Annotated in this window: 17 protein-coding genes; all 17 read right to left on the minus strand. The window is 53.8% G+C overall.

The features are described from left to right. Nucleotides 1–17 precede the first annotated feature (17 nt). Nucleotides 18–1,475: a DUF6094 domain-containing protein gene (locus ACP7E3_RS11855; RefSeq protein ID WP_020302982.1), complete on the minus strand. Its 1,458-nt coding sequence runs from the start codon at nt 1,473–1,475 to the stop codon at nt 18–20. A 22-nt stretch (nt 1,476–1,497) separates the two neighbouring features. Further along, a complete protein-coding gene (locus ACP7E3_RS11860) occupies nt 1,498–2,103 on the minus strand; it encodes a hypothetical protein (RefSeq protein WP_056791261.1) in 606 nt (201 codons plus the stop codon). A gap of 77 nt (nt 2,104–2,180) precedes the next feature. After that, nucleotides 2,181–2,444 carry a hypothetical protein gene (locus ACP7E3_RS11865; RefSeq protein WP_056791264.1) on the minus strand — a complete coding sequence of 88 codons (264 nt, stop codon included), beginning with the start codon at nt 2,442–2,444 and terminating at the stop codon, nt 2,181–2,183. Continuing rightward, nucleotides 2,441–3,094, minus strand: a complete 654-nt coding sequence (locus ACP7E3_RS11870; protein ID WP_056791267.1) for a DUF3275 family protein — start codon at nt 3,092–3,094, stop codon at nt 2,441–2,443. The genes ACP7E3_RS11865 and ACP7E3_RS11870 overlap by 4 nt, the downstream gene beginning before the upstream one ends. Nucleotides 3,095–3,198: 104 nt before the next feature. Then, on the minus strand, nt 3,199–3,534 hold the full coding sequence (locus tag ACP7E3_RS11875) for a hypothetical protein (protein WP_020302986.1): 336 nt from the start codon (nt 3,532–3,534) through the stop codon (nt 3,199–3,201). Nucleotides 3,535–3,644: 110 nt separating this feature from the next. After that, the gene (locus ACP7E3_RS11880; protein ID WP_056791271.1) at nt 3,645–3,962 is read right to left on the minus strand and encodes a hypothetical protein; all 318 of its coding nucleotides are present in this window, start codon (nt 3,960–3,962) and stop codon (nt 3,645–3,647) included. Nucleotides 3,963–4,058: 96 nt separating this feature from the next. Beyond that, entirely contained in the window at nt 4,059–4,565 is a 507-nt protein-coding gene (locus ACP7E3_RS11885; protein ID WP_056791276.1) for an STY4534 family ICE replication protein, read from the minus strand. 97 nt (nt 4,566–4,662) lie between these two features. Beyond that, entirely contained in the window at nt 4,663–4,929 is a 267-nt protein-coding gene (locus ACP7E3_RS11890; RefSeq protein ID WP_056791280.1) for a hypothetical protein, read from the minus strand. 304 nt (nt 4,930–5,233) lie between these two features. Then, a complete protein-coding gene (locus ACP7E3_RS11895; protein ID WP_073451686.1) occupies nt 5,234–5,539 on the minus strand; it encodes a hypothetical protein in 306 nt (101 codons plus the stop codon). A gap of 927 nt (nt 5,540–6,466) precedes the next feature. Beyond that, nucleotides 6,467–6,907 (minus strand): type IV pilus biogenesis protein PilM, encoded by a 441-nt coding sequence (pilM, locus tag ACP7E3_RS11900; RefSeq protein WP_073451684.1) that lies wholly within the window; start codon nt 6,905–6,907, stop codon nt 6,467–6,469. Nucleotides 6,908–7,318: 411 nt separating this feature from the next. Beyond that, nucleotides 7,319–8,635: a shufflon system plasmid conjugative transfer pilus tip adhesin PilV gene (gene pilV, locus ACP7E3_RS11905; RefSeq protein ID WP_426123184.1), complete on the minus strand. Its 1,317-nt coding sequence runs from the start codon at nt 8,633–8,635 to the stop codon at nt 7,319–7,321. After that, nucleotides 8,625–9,566 (minus strand): ATPase, T2SS/T4P/T4SS family, encoded by a 942-nt coding sequence (locus ACP7E3_RS11910; protein WP_056791287.1) that lies wholly within the window; start codon nt 9,564–9,566, stop codon nt 8,625–8,627. The genes pilV and ACP7E3_RS11910 overlap by 11 nt, the downstream gene beginning before the upstream one ends. Before the next feature lie 10 nt (nt 9,567–9,576). Further along, nucleotides 9,577–10,092: a type 4 pilus major pilin gene (locus ACP7E3_RS11915; RefSeq protein WP_032905001.1), complete on the minus strand. Its 516-nt coding sequence runs from the start codon at nt 10,090–10,092 to the stop codon at nt 9,577–9,579. Nucleotides 10,093–10,112: 20 nt separating this feature from the next. Then, nucleotides 10,113–11,255 carry a type II secretion system F family protein gene (locus ACP7E3_RS11920; protein WP_056791290.1) on the minus strand — a complete coding sequence of 381 codons (1,143 nt, stop codon included), beginning with the start codon at nt 11,253–11,255 and terminating at the stop codon, nt 10,113–10,115. Continuing rightward, on the minus strand, nt 11,245–12,804 hold the full coding sequence (locus ACP7E3_RS11925; protein ID WP_056791293.1) for a GspE/PulE family protein: 1,560 nt from the start codon (nt 12,802–12,804) through the stop codon (nt 11,245–11,247). Before ACP7E3_RS11925 ends, ACP7E3_RS11920 begins: the two co-directional genes overlap by 11 nt. A gap of 12 nt (nt 12,805–12,816) precedes the next feature. Next, nucleotides 12,817–13,386, minus strand: coding sequence for a type IV pilus biogenesis protein PilP (gene pilP, locus ACP7E3_RS11930; protein WP_073451680.1), 570 nt, complete (start codon nt 13,384–13,386; stop codon nt 12,817–12,819). Next, nucleotides 13,376–14,707 carry a type 4b pilus protein PilO2 gene (gene pilO2 / locus ACP7E3_RS11935; protein WP_056791298.1) on the minus strand — a complete coding sequence of 444 codons (1,332 nt, stop codon included), beginning with the start codon at nt 14,705–14,707 and terminating at the stop codon, nt 13,376–13,378. The genes pilP and pilO2 overlap by 11 nt, the downstream gene beginning before the upstream one ends. Nucleotides 14,708–14,710 lie beyond the last annotated feature (3 nt).

A 14,710-nucleotide genomic window follows, 5' to 3' on the forward strand; every position in this document is an offset into this window, starting at 1 on the left:
GCCTTATTGGTAGCGGGTCAGTAGTCCGATGGCAGCAACAAGGTTGTTACGCTTCGGTCGGCTTCAGTGATGATCCAGAGCCGGGTTTCATCCTCGGCGTCGATGTCGTAGCTAGAGAACAGACGCTCTCCAGTAGCCAGGGCTCGTTGGTTACTGCTCCAGTCTTCCTGGGGCAGCTCTCCCCAGTCACCGGAGAAATGCCGTCGCAAGTAGGTGCTTGGGTCGAGATGGCCGTGCTCCACCAGGTGGTGTACCGATTGGGTCAGTACCAACTGTCCAGCTTCAAACGTCACGCGTGAGGTGGTGTCCGAGACCGCCGGTGCAATCGGCTCGTCAGTTTCAGGTTGTCGATCCGCCGAAGAGGTGATGGTGATAACGCGTCCTTGGTTGGCAGATCCCGGCGTCATGTCCCATGCCCGAATGATAGGCACGAAACGATCGGTCAGGATCCTTACCTCAGAAACGTTACCGTCCTGGTCTTCGGTAAACTCGGTCTTGCGAACCTTGTCTTTGTAAGTATCGCCTTTGAGCACCAGCACTCGCCCGGACTTCGAGGTAACGACGCCCGATATTGCGCCGGCAGCCAGGGCTAATGCCAAGTGCCACCGGGACAGCTCACGTACTGGTGGTCGTGGTTGAACACCCGTTTGACCAAAGTGCAGGGTGAAGTCTGGCCACATGCCGCGAAGCTGTTTGACTTCAGCGCTTAGCTGCTCCGGTTCGAGGCTGATGCGATAGAAGTGCTCCAGTTCGCTGGTCGACGACAGGACCCTATAGGGCTCCCAAGACCAACTCTCAGGTAACACTTCTGCATTCAACGTCCCGGCGCCAATCGCCTGAAGGCGTGCGCGTACGTATTTGACTTCTTGCGGTCGAGCCAGGTCTTGGCGGCGGATTCGTATACCGAATATCACCACCTGTTTGAAGGTTGGATCAGCGGCATTGTAAATCCGCAGTTCAGTGAAGTGATTGCATAGCCAACTGCAGAGTTCGTCGTCCAGCACATAGTGTGGAACGATGAACACCAACACCCCGCCGTACTGCAGCAGTGGAAGCGCCCGTTGATAGAACATTTTCTCCAGACGCCGGCGACCGCTACCTTGGTACTGTGAGGCACCTGCATGGTCAGCGACCAGGTCACCGTAGGGCGGGTTAAGCCAGAGCAAGCCAAAGGCCTGGCGGCTGATCATGGTGTCCATCAGATCGCTATGCAGCACACGATCCAGGAGCGTCCTGCAATGCGCAGCACGCTCCTGGTCGTATTCAACTGCGAATGTGTCTGTGCGGTCTCGCCCAAGAAAATGTGCTGCTTCGGCCAGGGCAACCCCTTCGCCGGCACATGGATCGCAGATCCGCATTTTGCCGGTGGGAGAGGGGGCCAATGCCTGCAGGGTCCGTTCCAGAGTCGTTTCGTCGGTAGGGTAGTAGCCATTGCGAGCGAAGTTGCGTGCCAAGCGTGGGAACATCAAGGCCATGATGGGGCTCCTGAATCAAGGCTCAAAAGTGAGCGTGGGTTGAGAGATGCCCTTGGCGAATCAGATCGCCCAGGGCGGGTTCAAGAACGTCGAGCTGCAGCGACAAACGCCAGGCCGAGATAGCGCCTAACGATCCGGGTAGGGGCTGCAACATGTCGTATTGGGTGAGCACTTCCATAACTGGGTTATGCCAATGCGGTAGCAGCGGTAATGGGCATGTATCCATGACCAGGGGCCACAGCTTTTGATGAGGCGATTGCCCGTCCTGTAGAAGGGCGTAGGAGAAGTGATTGGCCCGGTCGGGCTGCGCGCAACGTCGGTCGAACAGCCAAAGGTGTACCAGGCTGCCGAATAACGTCCCGCGAAATTGCCGGGTGGTTCGTTTTTCCAGCAGGTCGACGTTGGGGAAGACAGGAAGACTCCGGCCGTCGACGACGATATGAAACTGGTCCAGACCGTTTTCAGCGGAGCCGAGGGTCAGTCTGGCCAAGAACTCCTGCAGTGCCGTGTCACGTCCCCAAGCCGAGAAAAACACTAGGTTGCGTTGTTCATCACAGACGAAAGCATCGACGTAAAGGTCAGGACATTCGTCAACCTGATACAGCCGTGTGAGAGAAGGTGTGGACATTGAGCATCCTCCGGATCGGAGGGAGGCCCCGCCCAGAAGGGGCAGGACACTGCCCCTCGGGGTTAATGGTTGGTGGGTTATCGATCGCGCTTGAATGAGCGGGTGTGTGGATCGAAGCTTGTGGTCGTGTCGCCCTGGAACAACGGCGACTGACCTATCATGTAGAGGTTGACCCGGTACAGAGGGCGCAGTTGTAAGGCAGCGTTCGCTTGCGTTTCTATCAGTCCGATTTCGATGAAGTGCTCGCGCATTTCGTCATCATCGGACACTTCGTTGTTGGTCATTTGGTCTTCGACGGTCAGCAGAGTGTGCTCACCGATGTCTGAAAAAGTCGGATTCATGGAGTGCTTCCTTGGTGGTGGAGCTCCCGCAAGGTGGGAGATTGGCAGTTCCAGGTTTGTTGCTTGAAGTCCAGCACATAGCCAAGCTCGCCGAGGCGAGTGCATTGATGACGTAGGCGCTGACGGTCAACGGTGGTGTCAAGTTTTACCGCATCCCCCAGTGGCCAGATCGTGCCAAACAGAATCGCGTCTAGCTCTGTGGCATTTTCCGAACTGGGAAGTGGCATCCCAAAGGGGGCGTCCTCTGGTGATGACGGTTTATCGACGTTGCTTACAGCCGTCGTGAAGGGTAGCGTTTTGCGCTGTCGCGCAGGCTTTGTTTGAGTTGAAGATGATTCTTCATCTATGGGATCTGGCTCGCTTGGTGAAAGCTTGGCAGCGTCTTCCGCCGTCAAGTTGTCTACGTCGTCGAGGCTCATGCTTTCGAGCTTGGCCCGGATCTCAACCACTAACCGTCCAGCGGTTGAGTAGTACGAGGGGCGTATTTCTGTGATGAGGAAATCGCCTCTGTATTTGCCTTCATCGTATTGGTCGAGAAGCGCGTCTTTGATAACGAACTCGCCTATTGAAGTTGATAGTCGTCCGACGTTGAACTCGCCGTTACGGCCGCTGATGGTACGAATGGCCAGTTGGCCTGGGATGTTGATCATGGTCAGCTCCACACTGCATGGGTGTAAGGCTACGTGCATTACTCGCACAATGAAAAAAGCCCGACAGTGTCGGGCTTGGGGTGGTGCAGTGAGTTCAGAAAGGTTTATGGGCAGGATGTATGAGTTTCCTCCTTGAGTGAGATGTACAGATAGAATGAACCTGGTGGCGATTCTATGCGGTCAAGTTTTAGGTCCAGCCAGACTCGATCCGAGTTGTCGCCGGCAGGCAGCAATCGATAGAGCCCGAAATGGATTTGTGTACAGTCAGGCTGCATATGCAGTTCACGGTAGGCCTCCAGGACTACATCGCCCAATCGGTTACTGATAACTGATACATCCTGTGGGTTTTCGATATGCACCGCTTCTTGCCAGGCCCGAGGCGTAAGAACGACCGGAAGTTTGAGCAAGTCAGACGATACGAGGTTATTGGTGGTAAGCATGTAAATCTCCAGGTGCGAAAACCACCTGGCCCGTTCGGGAGATGGTTTCCCGATGGGTCTTTATGCTGATTTGGAATCAGCTTGAGAGTCAGCCAGTGTTTCCTGGCGGGTTAGTAGTATTCGGGGTGCACAAGCTCATCTTCCAACTCCCAACGAGCCCTTCGATATTCCTTGAGAAGTCCGAACTCCGACAACATTGGGCTGTTTTCGGGATTGAATTCATCTCGATGGTCCATCTTTGCCAATGTGATCACCCCATCCAGTACTTCTAACCAAAGATCAGTAGTAAGGGTGTAGCGCGGATCTTCATCGGGATCGAGTGTCGGGTTGCTCGGCAGTAGCTTATCCAACCTGCTGTAAACACTAGCTTGAGCAGCTAAAAGACCGATTTCGGTCAGCAGCGGCAGTCGTTGAGGATTCATCATCATGGTTTATCTCCAGCGTTCGGAAATCACCAATCCCGAAGGGAGGCGTTCCCTTCGATATGAATATTGAAAGGCGCCCAGGGGGCGCCATGATTTCAATCATGCTGATTGACGTTGTTCAGGATCTGGCTGTCCTTGGCCGTTGTCATCCGAGTCATCTACAGCAGCACGATCCTGGGCAGGAAGGGGCTCAGCAGAATCTTTCGGTTTGGCTTGGTAGACAGTATCGCCATCGACCTTGATCCAGCCGATAAAAAGAAGACGTCCTTTGAGGCTTGCCCCAGGTTGACCCTTCTTATCGCCCTTTTCATAGATAAAGCAGTCGGTCCAGATGTCACCGATACGGAAGCTCACAAGGACCTTCTTTCCTGCATCAACAGCAGCTTGGCTACGACGAATCAGCTTTTCAGCTTCGGCGCCGACGACATTGCAGTCGATGTAGGAGTACTCGGTGTCGTCAGACGAACCGCGTAATGCAGCAACAGTGACAGCCATGAATGGCTTGCCTTTGCCGCGTGGTTTCACTTCACGAATACGGTTGAGATAACCAATACCAGTGGTGTGCAGGTCGAAAAACTTGGTTTCGTTGGTTTGAGTAGTGCTCATGGTGATTCTCCAATTTCGAAATAGCAGAAAGCGGAGAAACACTTCGCCCTTGGGGGAAAGTATTCCCCGCGAGGGTGGGTAGAGCAGACAGTGGAGCTTAGTGCAGCATGAGTTTCATAGCGGCAATCATCACACCAGCGGTTGCTGACATCATGACGCCCATGCGAATAGTCAACTTAACCTCAAGTTGAGATATCTCTGTTCTCAAATCAGCTGACAGGTCAGTACGAAGAGCTGCGATGTCAGATTTAGTGGCCAAACGTGAAAACATATCAGCCTCCAAAGCATCAATTACAGCGTTTGCTTTCTGTTCCGGAACGTTGATCGAAATCAGCGCTTGGTAGAGAGCCAGTTCGGTTTTCATCAGACCTCCAAAAATTGAGAGGCCTGCCCTGACGGGAAAGGCCCGTCATGGGTGGGAAAGGTGCTTCCATCGACTGAGTCGACTGATCGCGCTACCGGAAGCTATGGCGATCTTAGGAGTGGATCAATGCGGTAAACCGCATCGTAGTCTTTCGGATCCAGACTACATGGGCATGTTGCTGACGACGTCAGCTATACATGGGTACAGCATGAAAAGCCTATTGCTGGTTGTCAAGCTCCATGTGAAAAATTCAGAGAAGCCTCCCCAGCGGGAGGATTCCCTGCTGGGGTGAATGAGGAGAGGTTTAGCAAACAGCTGGTGTCAGCTGTTGAGCCTTGCCTCGAGAGCGCGGTTTGCGTGCCGGCTTTTCGACCACACGAGTATTAGCGTTGTACCAAAGATTCAGATCAACACCTTTGGCACGGACCATGGCTGGCAAGTGATCCATATCACGCACCATGCTGTCAGAAATGCAGGGTGGTGGAAGCTGGACGTGAGACTTTGCCTGTGGCTGATCTGCTGGACGTATGTTCGACTTCTTCATGGCACGCAAAAACTCTCGGGCAACAACGCCGAGTGCAAAACCGAAGTTATAAGTGAGTTTGGACATGGTGATTCTCCTGCAGGTTGAAATGCGGAGAAAGCACTGGCCCTGTCGGGGAAGTGATTCCCCGCGAGGTGAGTAACATCAGATGCTTCTATCGACGATTGTCGACCGACCGCGCTACCAGAAGCTCAGCGGTCTTGGGCGAATCAACACGATTGACGTGTCGCAACCTTGAAGATCCTGGTTGCCTGGGCATGATGCCGACGACGTCAGCAAAACACGTACATATCATCGAAGGGGGGATAGTGATGTGTCAAGCGGGGAGGGATATTTCGGGGAGGTCAAAGCAGATCGAATTTTACAGGAGAAGCTACCGAGAGTAGCTGGGTCAACAGTCACTCTCGGATGTAGTACTAAGCGTCTTTCAGAAAAAAATACCACCTGTGTGGGATAAAGGCGTCATCGATCCCTGGGCTGTGATCTGAACGTCTCACTTCCTACACCTGGCCGATTATCGTGGCTGAGGCCAGCAAACATAAGGCACGCATCCGCGCACAAAGGGAGCCCTGCGTTTCGCCGGCGGGCCACCGGCAGGGAAAAGCAGCTACCAAAGGGTAGCCTGATAATCCTTCGCAAGATTATCAGGCTACCCTTTGTGTGAGCTTTAAAAAATATGGGCCACAACACCAGTGTGGCCCTGAGATTACTGTGCTTCGAACCTCAACAAAGCTCTATGTGCCTTTGAACTCGCAATTCACGAGTTAGACGGCTGCGTGTCTGGCTTGAACAGGGAGACACAGGGAGAGCTTTGAACCAGATCCGCACGCCCTTCCCGGAGCTCAGCGTGCTTTGGGGATGGAGATGAGGCGAACCGCATCTCCGGGCGCTACTGATGACCGCCAGTAGCCAACGGGGTGGAAACGTTGTTGCGTGCATTATGTTGTTAGGCTGGGCGATATGCAACATAGCCAGTGTTGACCTGGGCTTTGGTCAGTTCACTGCAGTGACGGCACCGTCGGGTACAACAGATGGAATGGGGATACCGGTCACTCCCGCTTTCGGGGAGACAAGCACTCCCGCGCGATTTACACCAACGGTAGTCGACTGAGTCAGATCGACCAGCGTCGATGGCATCCCTGCCGGCGCCGTGTCGTTGTAAAAGGTGTAGGCTGTGCCACCATTAATGAAGGAAGAAACGCCTGAAGGTTTGACAAACCAAAGCGGTAGGTTAAGAACTGAATCGCTGGGTATGCCGCTAAAGCCTGGGTTGGACTGTGCAAATCCTGCAGCAGCTGACCGATAAGTTAAAAAATTTCTACTGAGTGAATCAAGCGTCGCATATTCCGAAACTGCTTGAGTCTGGTATCGATCTTCTGCCCACATACCGGTGACGATGACCAGTATCATGAGAATAGCCCATTGTAAGGTCATCGTTTGGTCCCCCTTGAATCAACTGTGAAAAGCTTGTGTCCTACGATTACAGCAAAAAATATGCGCAGGTGGATAAGACGGCTACTAGTAATCCTATAGTCAAAAGAAGTCGGCGTAATCGAATTTTACGTCGAGATTGTAGCTTGGAAGCAATCATCGTGGATGTTTCTACGTAGGTAAGCAGATACCTATCATTTGCCGTAGGTTTGAGACTGTAAGTGTAAGCGCCGACTTCAAATGTCTCTCTTCCTTGCAGTGCCTTACTCCATAAAGGAGTGGAGCATATTCTACTTCTAGTCTCGAACCAGCTTTGCAGCTCATCTCGACTATATTGAGCACCATTCTCCAAATTATTCTTCATCACACTTCTCTATCGTACATTGCGCTCAATGGCAGAGCGTTTATGTTGAATTATTTGAAGCAACTCCAATAAAAGAGTCCCGGCCAAGTAAGGCGAGATGTGTTGAGAAACCACCCACTATCATTGCGAAAGATGTATCCGACCTCACTGTCTCCAACGCCGAGTGCGCCGGTAAGGGAACACGATTTCCAGCTTGTATCGCCGAGTGTGCAAGTTAGACTTCCCTTGTAGGGAGCCTGGCAACTTCCTTGAATTAATTTAAATTCCCACCCATTGTTTGCAGTCCAAATACCTTTTTGACATGATAAGATTATGCCAACAGCACTTTTTGCGATAAGTGTGCGATCACTGCACGCTGTACCTTCGGTTGCAAGCCCACCTACCGAGACATATTCGTTGGTGGCAATACGATCGTAGGCCGTTATTTTGCCGGTTGAAGTGATCTTTCCACCCCAGAGCTGGCCGCCGGTTGAGAAGTTTTTGTCGTTGTACACCTGGACCCAATCGGGGCTGTTCTGATAGATACCACCTCCCCATTTTTCGCTGTACCAGCCAGTGTCGCCCCGAGTTCTGAACCATCCACCCGTGTAGGTTTCGCCCGTGACGTTCGCGGTCGCCGCGTTTACATTCGCGGTGGCTGTGACGTTGCGAGCTGTCACGTCGGCACCAGTCGTAACGTTGCCAGAGGCGGAGATGCTCCCTGCGTTATTAATGTTGTGGTTGCCCATACCAAGGTCAGTATTCATCGTGTTGAGCTCAGGATGGTTTGGCACAGCATTTCGATATAAGTAATCGTTGGCCAAGGCGCCGTCCATGAGAAACAGTGCACTGGCAGTGTGGCCTGGCCCAGGTGTAATGGAGTAATTACTCAGCGCGACTTGCCAGCCACCGCGGATGCCTTGAATGACGTTAGGGTTGGTTGTAGATATAAAACCACCAGGTCCTCCAAGGTTTTCAGCAATGGCACGCACACCCATTTCTGGAAGCGTCTGTCCGCCCGTAGTAACCACAATCGCTTCCAGCTGATTAGGATTGGGTTTACGGGCAAGGCCTAGGATGGTCTGCCCGAAAACATTGGTAGAGCTGAAACCCGCAGGCAGGTAATTAGAGTTGATGAGCATCGGCACCGTAATTTGCACTGGCACGGTCGCCGACGCGTTGGCGAGCACTACGTTGAAATTGTCTTTCAGGTACTTGGCCTGGGCCTCTGAAATAGTGCGCTGTTGATCGGCCGCAATTCGATAATCCTGGGCATCCATTTGTTTGATTTGCCAAACCATCGCCAAGGTCACCACGACACCAAATACGAGCAACCCGATTGCCATATCCAGGCTCAAGAAGCCCTGTTGTTTATTCTTACTGGTCATTCCAGAGGCTCCGCGAAGATTGGTTTGCGATGTCTTGGCCGAGCAGGGTGATCTTTCCTGAGTGGACTTTTTCGCGGATGCTAGGCCCGTCCTCGCCCGTAAAGAGCAGGCTTTGAAGCGTCAAACGCCGGCCCCCGTCACTATCCATGGACAATGACTGATGAATGACAGCCACCAGGCCTTTGGAAAGCAGCTCTCGGGCGTTTTTCAACAAGGGCTGGCCTAGGGCTGCTAAGCGTTCAATGCCATGCGTGACGCTGCCGGAATGGCCAGTACAGATAATGAGATGACCGTTGATTGAGGCCTGGATGACTTGCGCAGCAGTTGGCCCATCACGTACCTCACCCACAAACAGAAAGTCCGCCCTCGTTCGCAGAGCAAGGACTAAGGCTTCTTCGTAGCCCCCCATACGCCTGGAAACAGGAACTTGTATGCACCGACCTTCTCCATGCCTACCATGTAGAAATGGTTCGGGTGGATCCTCTACCGCCAGGCAGATGCCGCCCCAAGCCTCAAGGCGGGCTTTAACAAGGGATGCAGCACTTGAGGTTTTCCCTGCACCCATCTCTCCGCAGATGAAGATTAGGCCGCGTATCGTGTCGCTCATCAGAGCATTCTGCATGTGATCGGGCAGGCCTAGCATGTCCAGCGGACGAATTTGAACCGACGACTTGCTGAGGACAAAAACCGGCTTGCTGTTTACGTCTATCAACTGTGTGACTCGAAGGACAACGCCATCTTCGAGCAGCGCAAACTCCGGATCCAGGGTCGCGGCGTACTTCTCTGCGCATAGTTGACGGATTCGTTCTAGATCAGCCCGCCATTCTAAGGGCGCCTCAACTCTTCGCGCTTGTCCAGGGAGACCCTTAGCGTCCGCAAAACCATCGCCCAGATACAGGTCGACGAACTGAGCTTCGGAGATAACGCTCACTCGGCGCTCCTTAGTATGAAGTCCAGGCGATGGTATTGGCATCCGATGAGCAACTGGTCGCAGCGGCTACCGCTGTGATTTCGCCGGCAATGGCAGTACCACCGTTGATCGCCGTCGTGGTCTGTTTGTCCTTGGCCATGTTGGAAGCCAGCGTGATGCAGGCATTCTTTGGAAGGTTGGATTCGGTGATGGTGAAGGTCATACCATTACTGGTCACAGTAACGGCTCCGTTCCAACGGTTGGATAAGGCGTTGCCATTAATGCTCATACCACCCGTGGCCTCCAGGTTGATCAAGGACGGGGCCAGGTTGGTACCGGCTGTTGCGTACCCGGTTGTGCTTTTCAGCCTTTTGGTATTGCTCAGCAAGGTTCCCAGGTTGCTCTGTTCAATGGTGACGTCCGAGCTGCCGAACGTTCTGTACCCCATGAACACGATAAAACCGAGTGCCACGGCGATCAGCATCAGCCAGAACATCCCGTCCAGGGAAAGAAATCCGCGTTGGTTTTGGCGGGTATTTGTTCTCATCTTTACGACCTCATTTGGGTTTATTTAAGCGTTTCTGTCACATTGCCGGCCAACTGGAAGATGCCGATCACCACCAGAATCATCATGATTCCCATGGCCATCGAGGACACCCCAATAAGCGATTTCGCGATGGCCTCGACACGCTGGAGCGTTTGCTCCAGCCAACGGTTGGAAAACCTTTCCATCGACTCGGCGAAGCCTTTGCGGGTGGCGAGCACTTCAAGAAAATGCATGGCCATGGGGTCTGGAAATTCATGGCCCGCGAGTTTTAAGGCGGTACCGAAGTTCTTGCCGGCACTGACGCCGTAATGAATGGCGCTCAACCGTTCCTTGAGCCACGGAGATGCGTTGCGCTGCAGCGACTTCAATGCGTCGAGCTGGTTGATGCCTGAGCGCAACATTACGGCCATGTTGAGCAAAAAGATGGAGCCGTGAAGCGCCTTGTAGACCGACCAAGGGGGAAGGCGCTCTGCCCGAACTCTCAGGACCTGGAGCAATTTGTTCAACTGTAGCTTCCATGACGGGCTGGCGGCCGTGATCTGAAGTCCGCAAAAAACCGGCAGGGTGAAGATCGATACCAGGATGAAGATGACGACCGCGATCAGGGTCACCAGTCCGTAGTGGGTCACGAAATTCGATAGGGCGTAGAGAAACGCCGGTACACCCGTCCAAGCTTCGGGGTTAGACCGACGTGTCATGGAGGGCACCATCCACGCGGCGATCACATACAGCAGTGCTGCCATAACGCTCCATACCACCGAAGGGTAAACCGTGGCTGAGGCCACCAGCTTGCCGATCCTCTGGCGTATTTCAATAATCCTCACGCAGTCTCGAAAGGCCTGCACCAGGTTGCCGGTCTCCTCACCAGAAGCGATTAAAGAGTTTTCGTCATAAGGCACCCAGCCTTCGCATGACACGCTGAACGACTTTCCTCCTTTGACCGATTGCGCGATTTCACGACAGGCAATCGATACGGGATGCCGTTTTTGGCCGTTATCACTGAATGCTCGCGCAACAGTATTCAGGGCATCTTCAAGTGAAACGCCATCCCCATGGATGCCCATAAGGCTTTCATAGAATTGGATTCGCTCGTTCTTACCGAACTGTTTGGCGTAGAAGGTTTCTGCCCAGCGGTTCAGCATCGCTCTGACGTCACTCATCATGAGCGAGCTCCAGGGTTTGCCGGTCAAAGTCCAAGGGCCCCACCATCATTTCTGCATGACGTGGATCTACCAAACCTTGTTTGATCTTGAAGATTGTGTGGGCAGTTTTGGTGATGCCGCCCATTTCCTTCACCCAGTAACGACGTGCTGCACTGGCCCCTTTTTTATTGAAAACGTGCATGAAATTGAGGTCTGTGATGAGCGCTTCTGCGGCTACCGTACGATCAATGACGCCCAAACCTTTGCAGTGTGGGCATCCAGGGCCTTTGAGATAGGTCAGATCGACCGCATCCAGGATGTGGAGGCGTTGCGCCAATGCACCGTTGAGCTGGTCCAGATGAGCAGCGGCAGGTACACGACAGTGAGGGCACAGCACGGGAAGCAAGGATTGATTGACGATGCTGGTCGTCAGCGCGGGATCTGTCACAAGGTAGCGGTCTACCCCCATGTCGATTAGCCGCTGAAGCCCTGCCACTGAGTTATTGGTGTGCAAAGTGGAAGACACCAGGTGCCCGGTCATACCGCCACGATAAGCCGCTTGGGCCGAGGCCAGGTCTCTGATCTCCCCATACACCAAGACATCCGGATCGAGTCGCATCGTATTGGTGATGCCATCACTCCAGGTCTCCCCTGAGCCCAACGGGGACTGGTTGGCCATGATTGGATATTCAGGTGGATCTTCCAGGGTCAAAATGTGTTTTGTGCCACCACACTCTTCATAGAGCAGGTTCAAGTTGACCTGCTGAGTCTTAGATTTGCCGGATCCTGTGGGACCGGTGACCAAGTTCACGCCATAAGGAAGACTGCGGATACGGCTGAACGCCTCAATTTGCTCAGGGAGAAAACCGAGGGCCTCAAGGGTCATCTTGGTTTTGTCGTCATACAGCAGACGCAGAACCATCAAAGGACCCTCTACGAGCGGCCTGGTCGCAACCCGAGCACCGAACAGACCAAGTTGATCCACATAGGATCGTTTTATACGTGCGTCCTGGCTGACTTGTGGCTGGTAGTGGTCTTTTGCAACATCACACATGCTGTTGTAGAGGGATGAGCAGAGCTCAAGGCCCACCTGACTTTGATGCTGCTCTGCCTCCCACAACAGCCCGTGGATGCGAAAGAAGATCCTGGTGATGTCCTGACCCACCACAAAGTGAACATCGCTGGCATTATCCCGATGGGCTTTGCCTAGCAGCTGCACCACCTGCGCCTGGCGTTTGGTTTCGGTTGTCGAGAGGGCTCTGCCATTGGCGTCGTCATTCGCCTGGTAGAGCGCCTTGATCGTGCTCATCGGGCAGATCTTGACTTCAAACTGATGATTCTTGTGTTCTAACTCATCCTCGAATGCCATGACATAGGCATCCGTTTGGTGCTGGGCGGACACATACAGAATTCCATCGCTGGTCAATGCGCAAAGCTGACGTAACTCCGGTCTAAGCTCGAAAGCTCCGCCAGGCGCGGTGAGCAATTGCTGGTGTGAATTCAGCAGCGCGGCAGCGGCTTCATCGAGAACTGGTTCCGCTTCAGTATGTATTTCAGTCAAAGTCGTCATTGGCTCGTACCCTCACCGCTGTCCTTGGATAAACCCGGGCAGCGTGCTGGCTGACGGGATACTACTGGAGACCGGGTTGCTACTACTGGAGGCGCTTCCCGGTGGAATATTGGAAAACCCGAGCGGGAAGCGCTTGCCATCACGTTCAAGTGTCACGCTATCCAGGGTGAGGTTCGCCACGCGGTAGCCTCCTGGGAGTTCCCGCGACGAGGCGTCAGCGTCCACTTCAAATCCGCTGCTGTAGAGCAAAGTGGCACGCAGCCGCCTTGCGGAGCCGAATATGGCTTTAACGACAGGCAGTTCTTGCTGGGTATCGGTAGCGCGTGTGGCGGTAATAGGGGGGGGGAGGAGGCCTTGAGGGACGAATGAGGCTGGAGACTGAGCGGTTGAATGGTTGTCTTCGCCATTGATTGACCGCTCAGCTGCTGCTCTCTCAGCTTGGGCTTTAAATAGAATTGTCTGACTCTGAACGGTAGCCAGCTCCCCGACATTGATGCCTGAGAGATTGGCTTCTGCCGTCCAGCCCAGTGATGGAGCGATAGCAATTGCCGAACAGAGAAAACGCACAGTTTTATTTCGCATAGAGGTCACCTGTCACTGTCCAACGAAGGTGGCCAGTCTCATATTTGGTCTTTATTTCGCTCAACCGTAGGCCTTGAGCGGGTGCACCCGTGAGAGCGTCCAGCGGCGTTATTCCAGTCTCATAACGCACCTCAAACTGTCTCCACTGAGGAGGTGGCGGTGGAGGTGGCGCAGGTTGGCCTGGCACTGCGGGCTTTACTGGAACCACCACAGGGATTTCCTTAAATGTGGGTTCTTGCGAAAAGTTGTGTAGCCACGATGACAAGTTCGCCAACATGTCATCAGTCGCCTTGAGAGGTTCGTCACCAGCAGCAGGTAGCGATATGTCGATTTTTAGGAGCGCCAGAGATTTGCTTTCGTCAAAGGCTGGCCCGCCTGGGAAATGTCCCTGGGTTGCTTTGATGAGGTTGTCAGCTGTGCTGTTGCCGGAACGCTTGTATGAGGAAACCACCTGGGCGCCGTTGCAAAGCGCGTCTGTGAATTCCCATCCCGCAATAGAAAGCGGCAGTTGATAAATAACGCGGCTGCATTGCTCCAGAAAATTGTCGACAGAAGGGCGTTTAGCCCAAGGGTGCTCCAACGCCTGGGGCAGCTGTTCGACGCCAGACTCTTGCTGCAGCCTGGCTAACTCTGCCAGGCGAAGTTGTTCGGCCTGGAAAGCTGCTTCTTTGGCAATCCGGTCCTGATGACTCTGCCATTGAACCCAAGCGATGATGCCGGCAGCGATCAGCGCACCAACAATCGTCAGTTGCACCAACTCTGCTTTGGACAGCCCAAAGACAAGTGGTCGAAGCCGGTATTCGCGTTTCAGGTGCGAGGGTTGCAGTAGCTCTTCCACGTCCAGTGGTTGACCACCCATTTCAAACTCTGTGGGCAGGTACTCTTGGTCGAAGTTGATGCCGCGACTGCGTTGCTGAACGACTCTACGACGAACCTCGGCACCGGTGCCGATCATGTCGCATCCAGAAATCACACCTCCTTGATACACAGCGACAAGGGCGTATTGGTCGAGGTCAGCGTCCGTTCTCCAGGCCGCAATCCACGAGTCTCCCAATTGACCAGCGAGCGTCGCTGCGAGGGAGTACATGCCTTTTGTGACTTCGTCACTGCGCGCAACGAAACCGGCCTGGATGATGGCCGGTGTCCTGCGAATGGCGACGATATCTAACTGGTGTTCACGGCCGTACTGCCGTGCTTCTTTCATGTGGCCGGTGACGCTGCCCAATGGATGCCAGCGTAGGCCTGTGACGAACGATTTTCCTCTGTGCTGCAGGACCTGGACCCGTGCTGAGCGTGTGCTTTTTGCGATTTCCGCGACCATGGC

This window comes from Pseudomonas sp. PSPC2-3 (assembly GCF_049898265.1).
Lineage (GTDB): Bacteria > Pseudomonadota > Gammaproteobacteria > Pseudomonadales > Pseudomonadaceae > Aquipseudomonas > Aquipseudomonas veronii.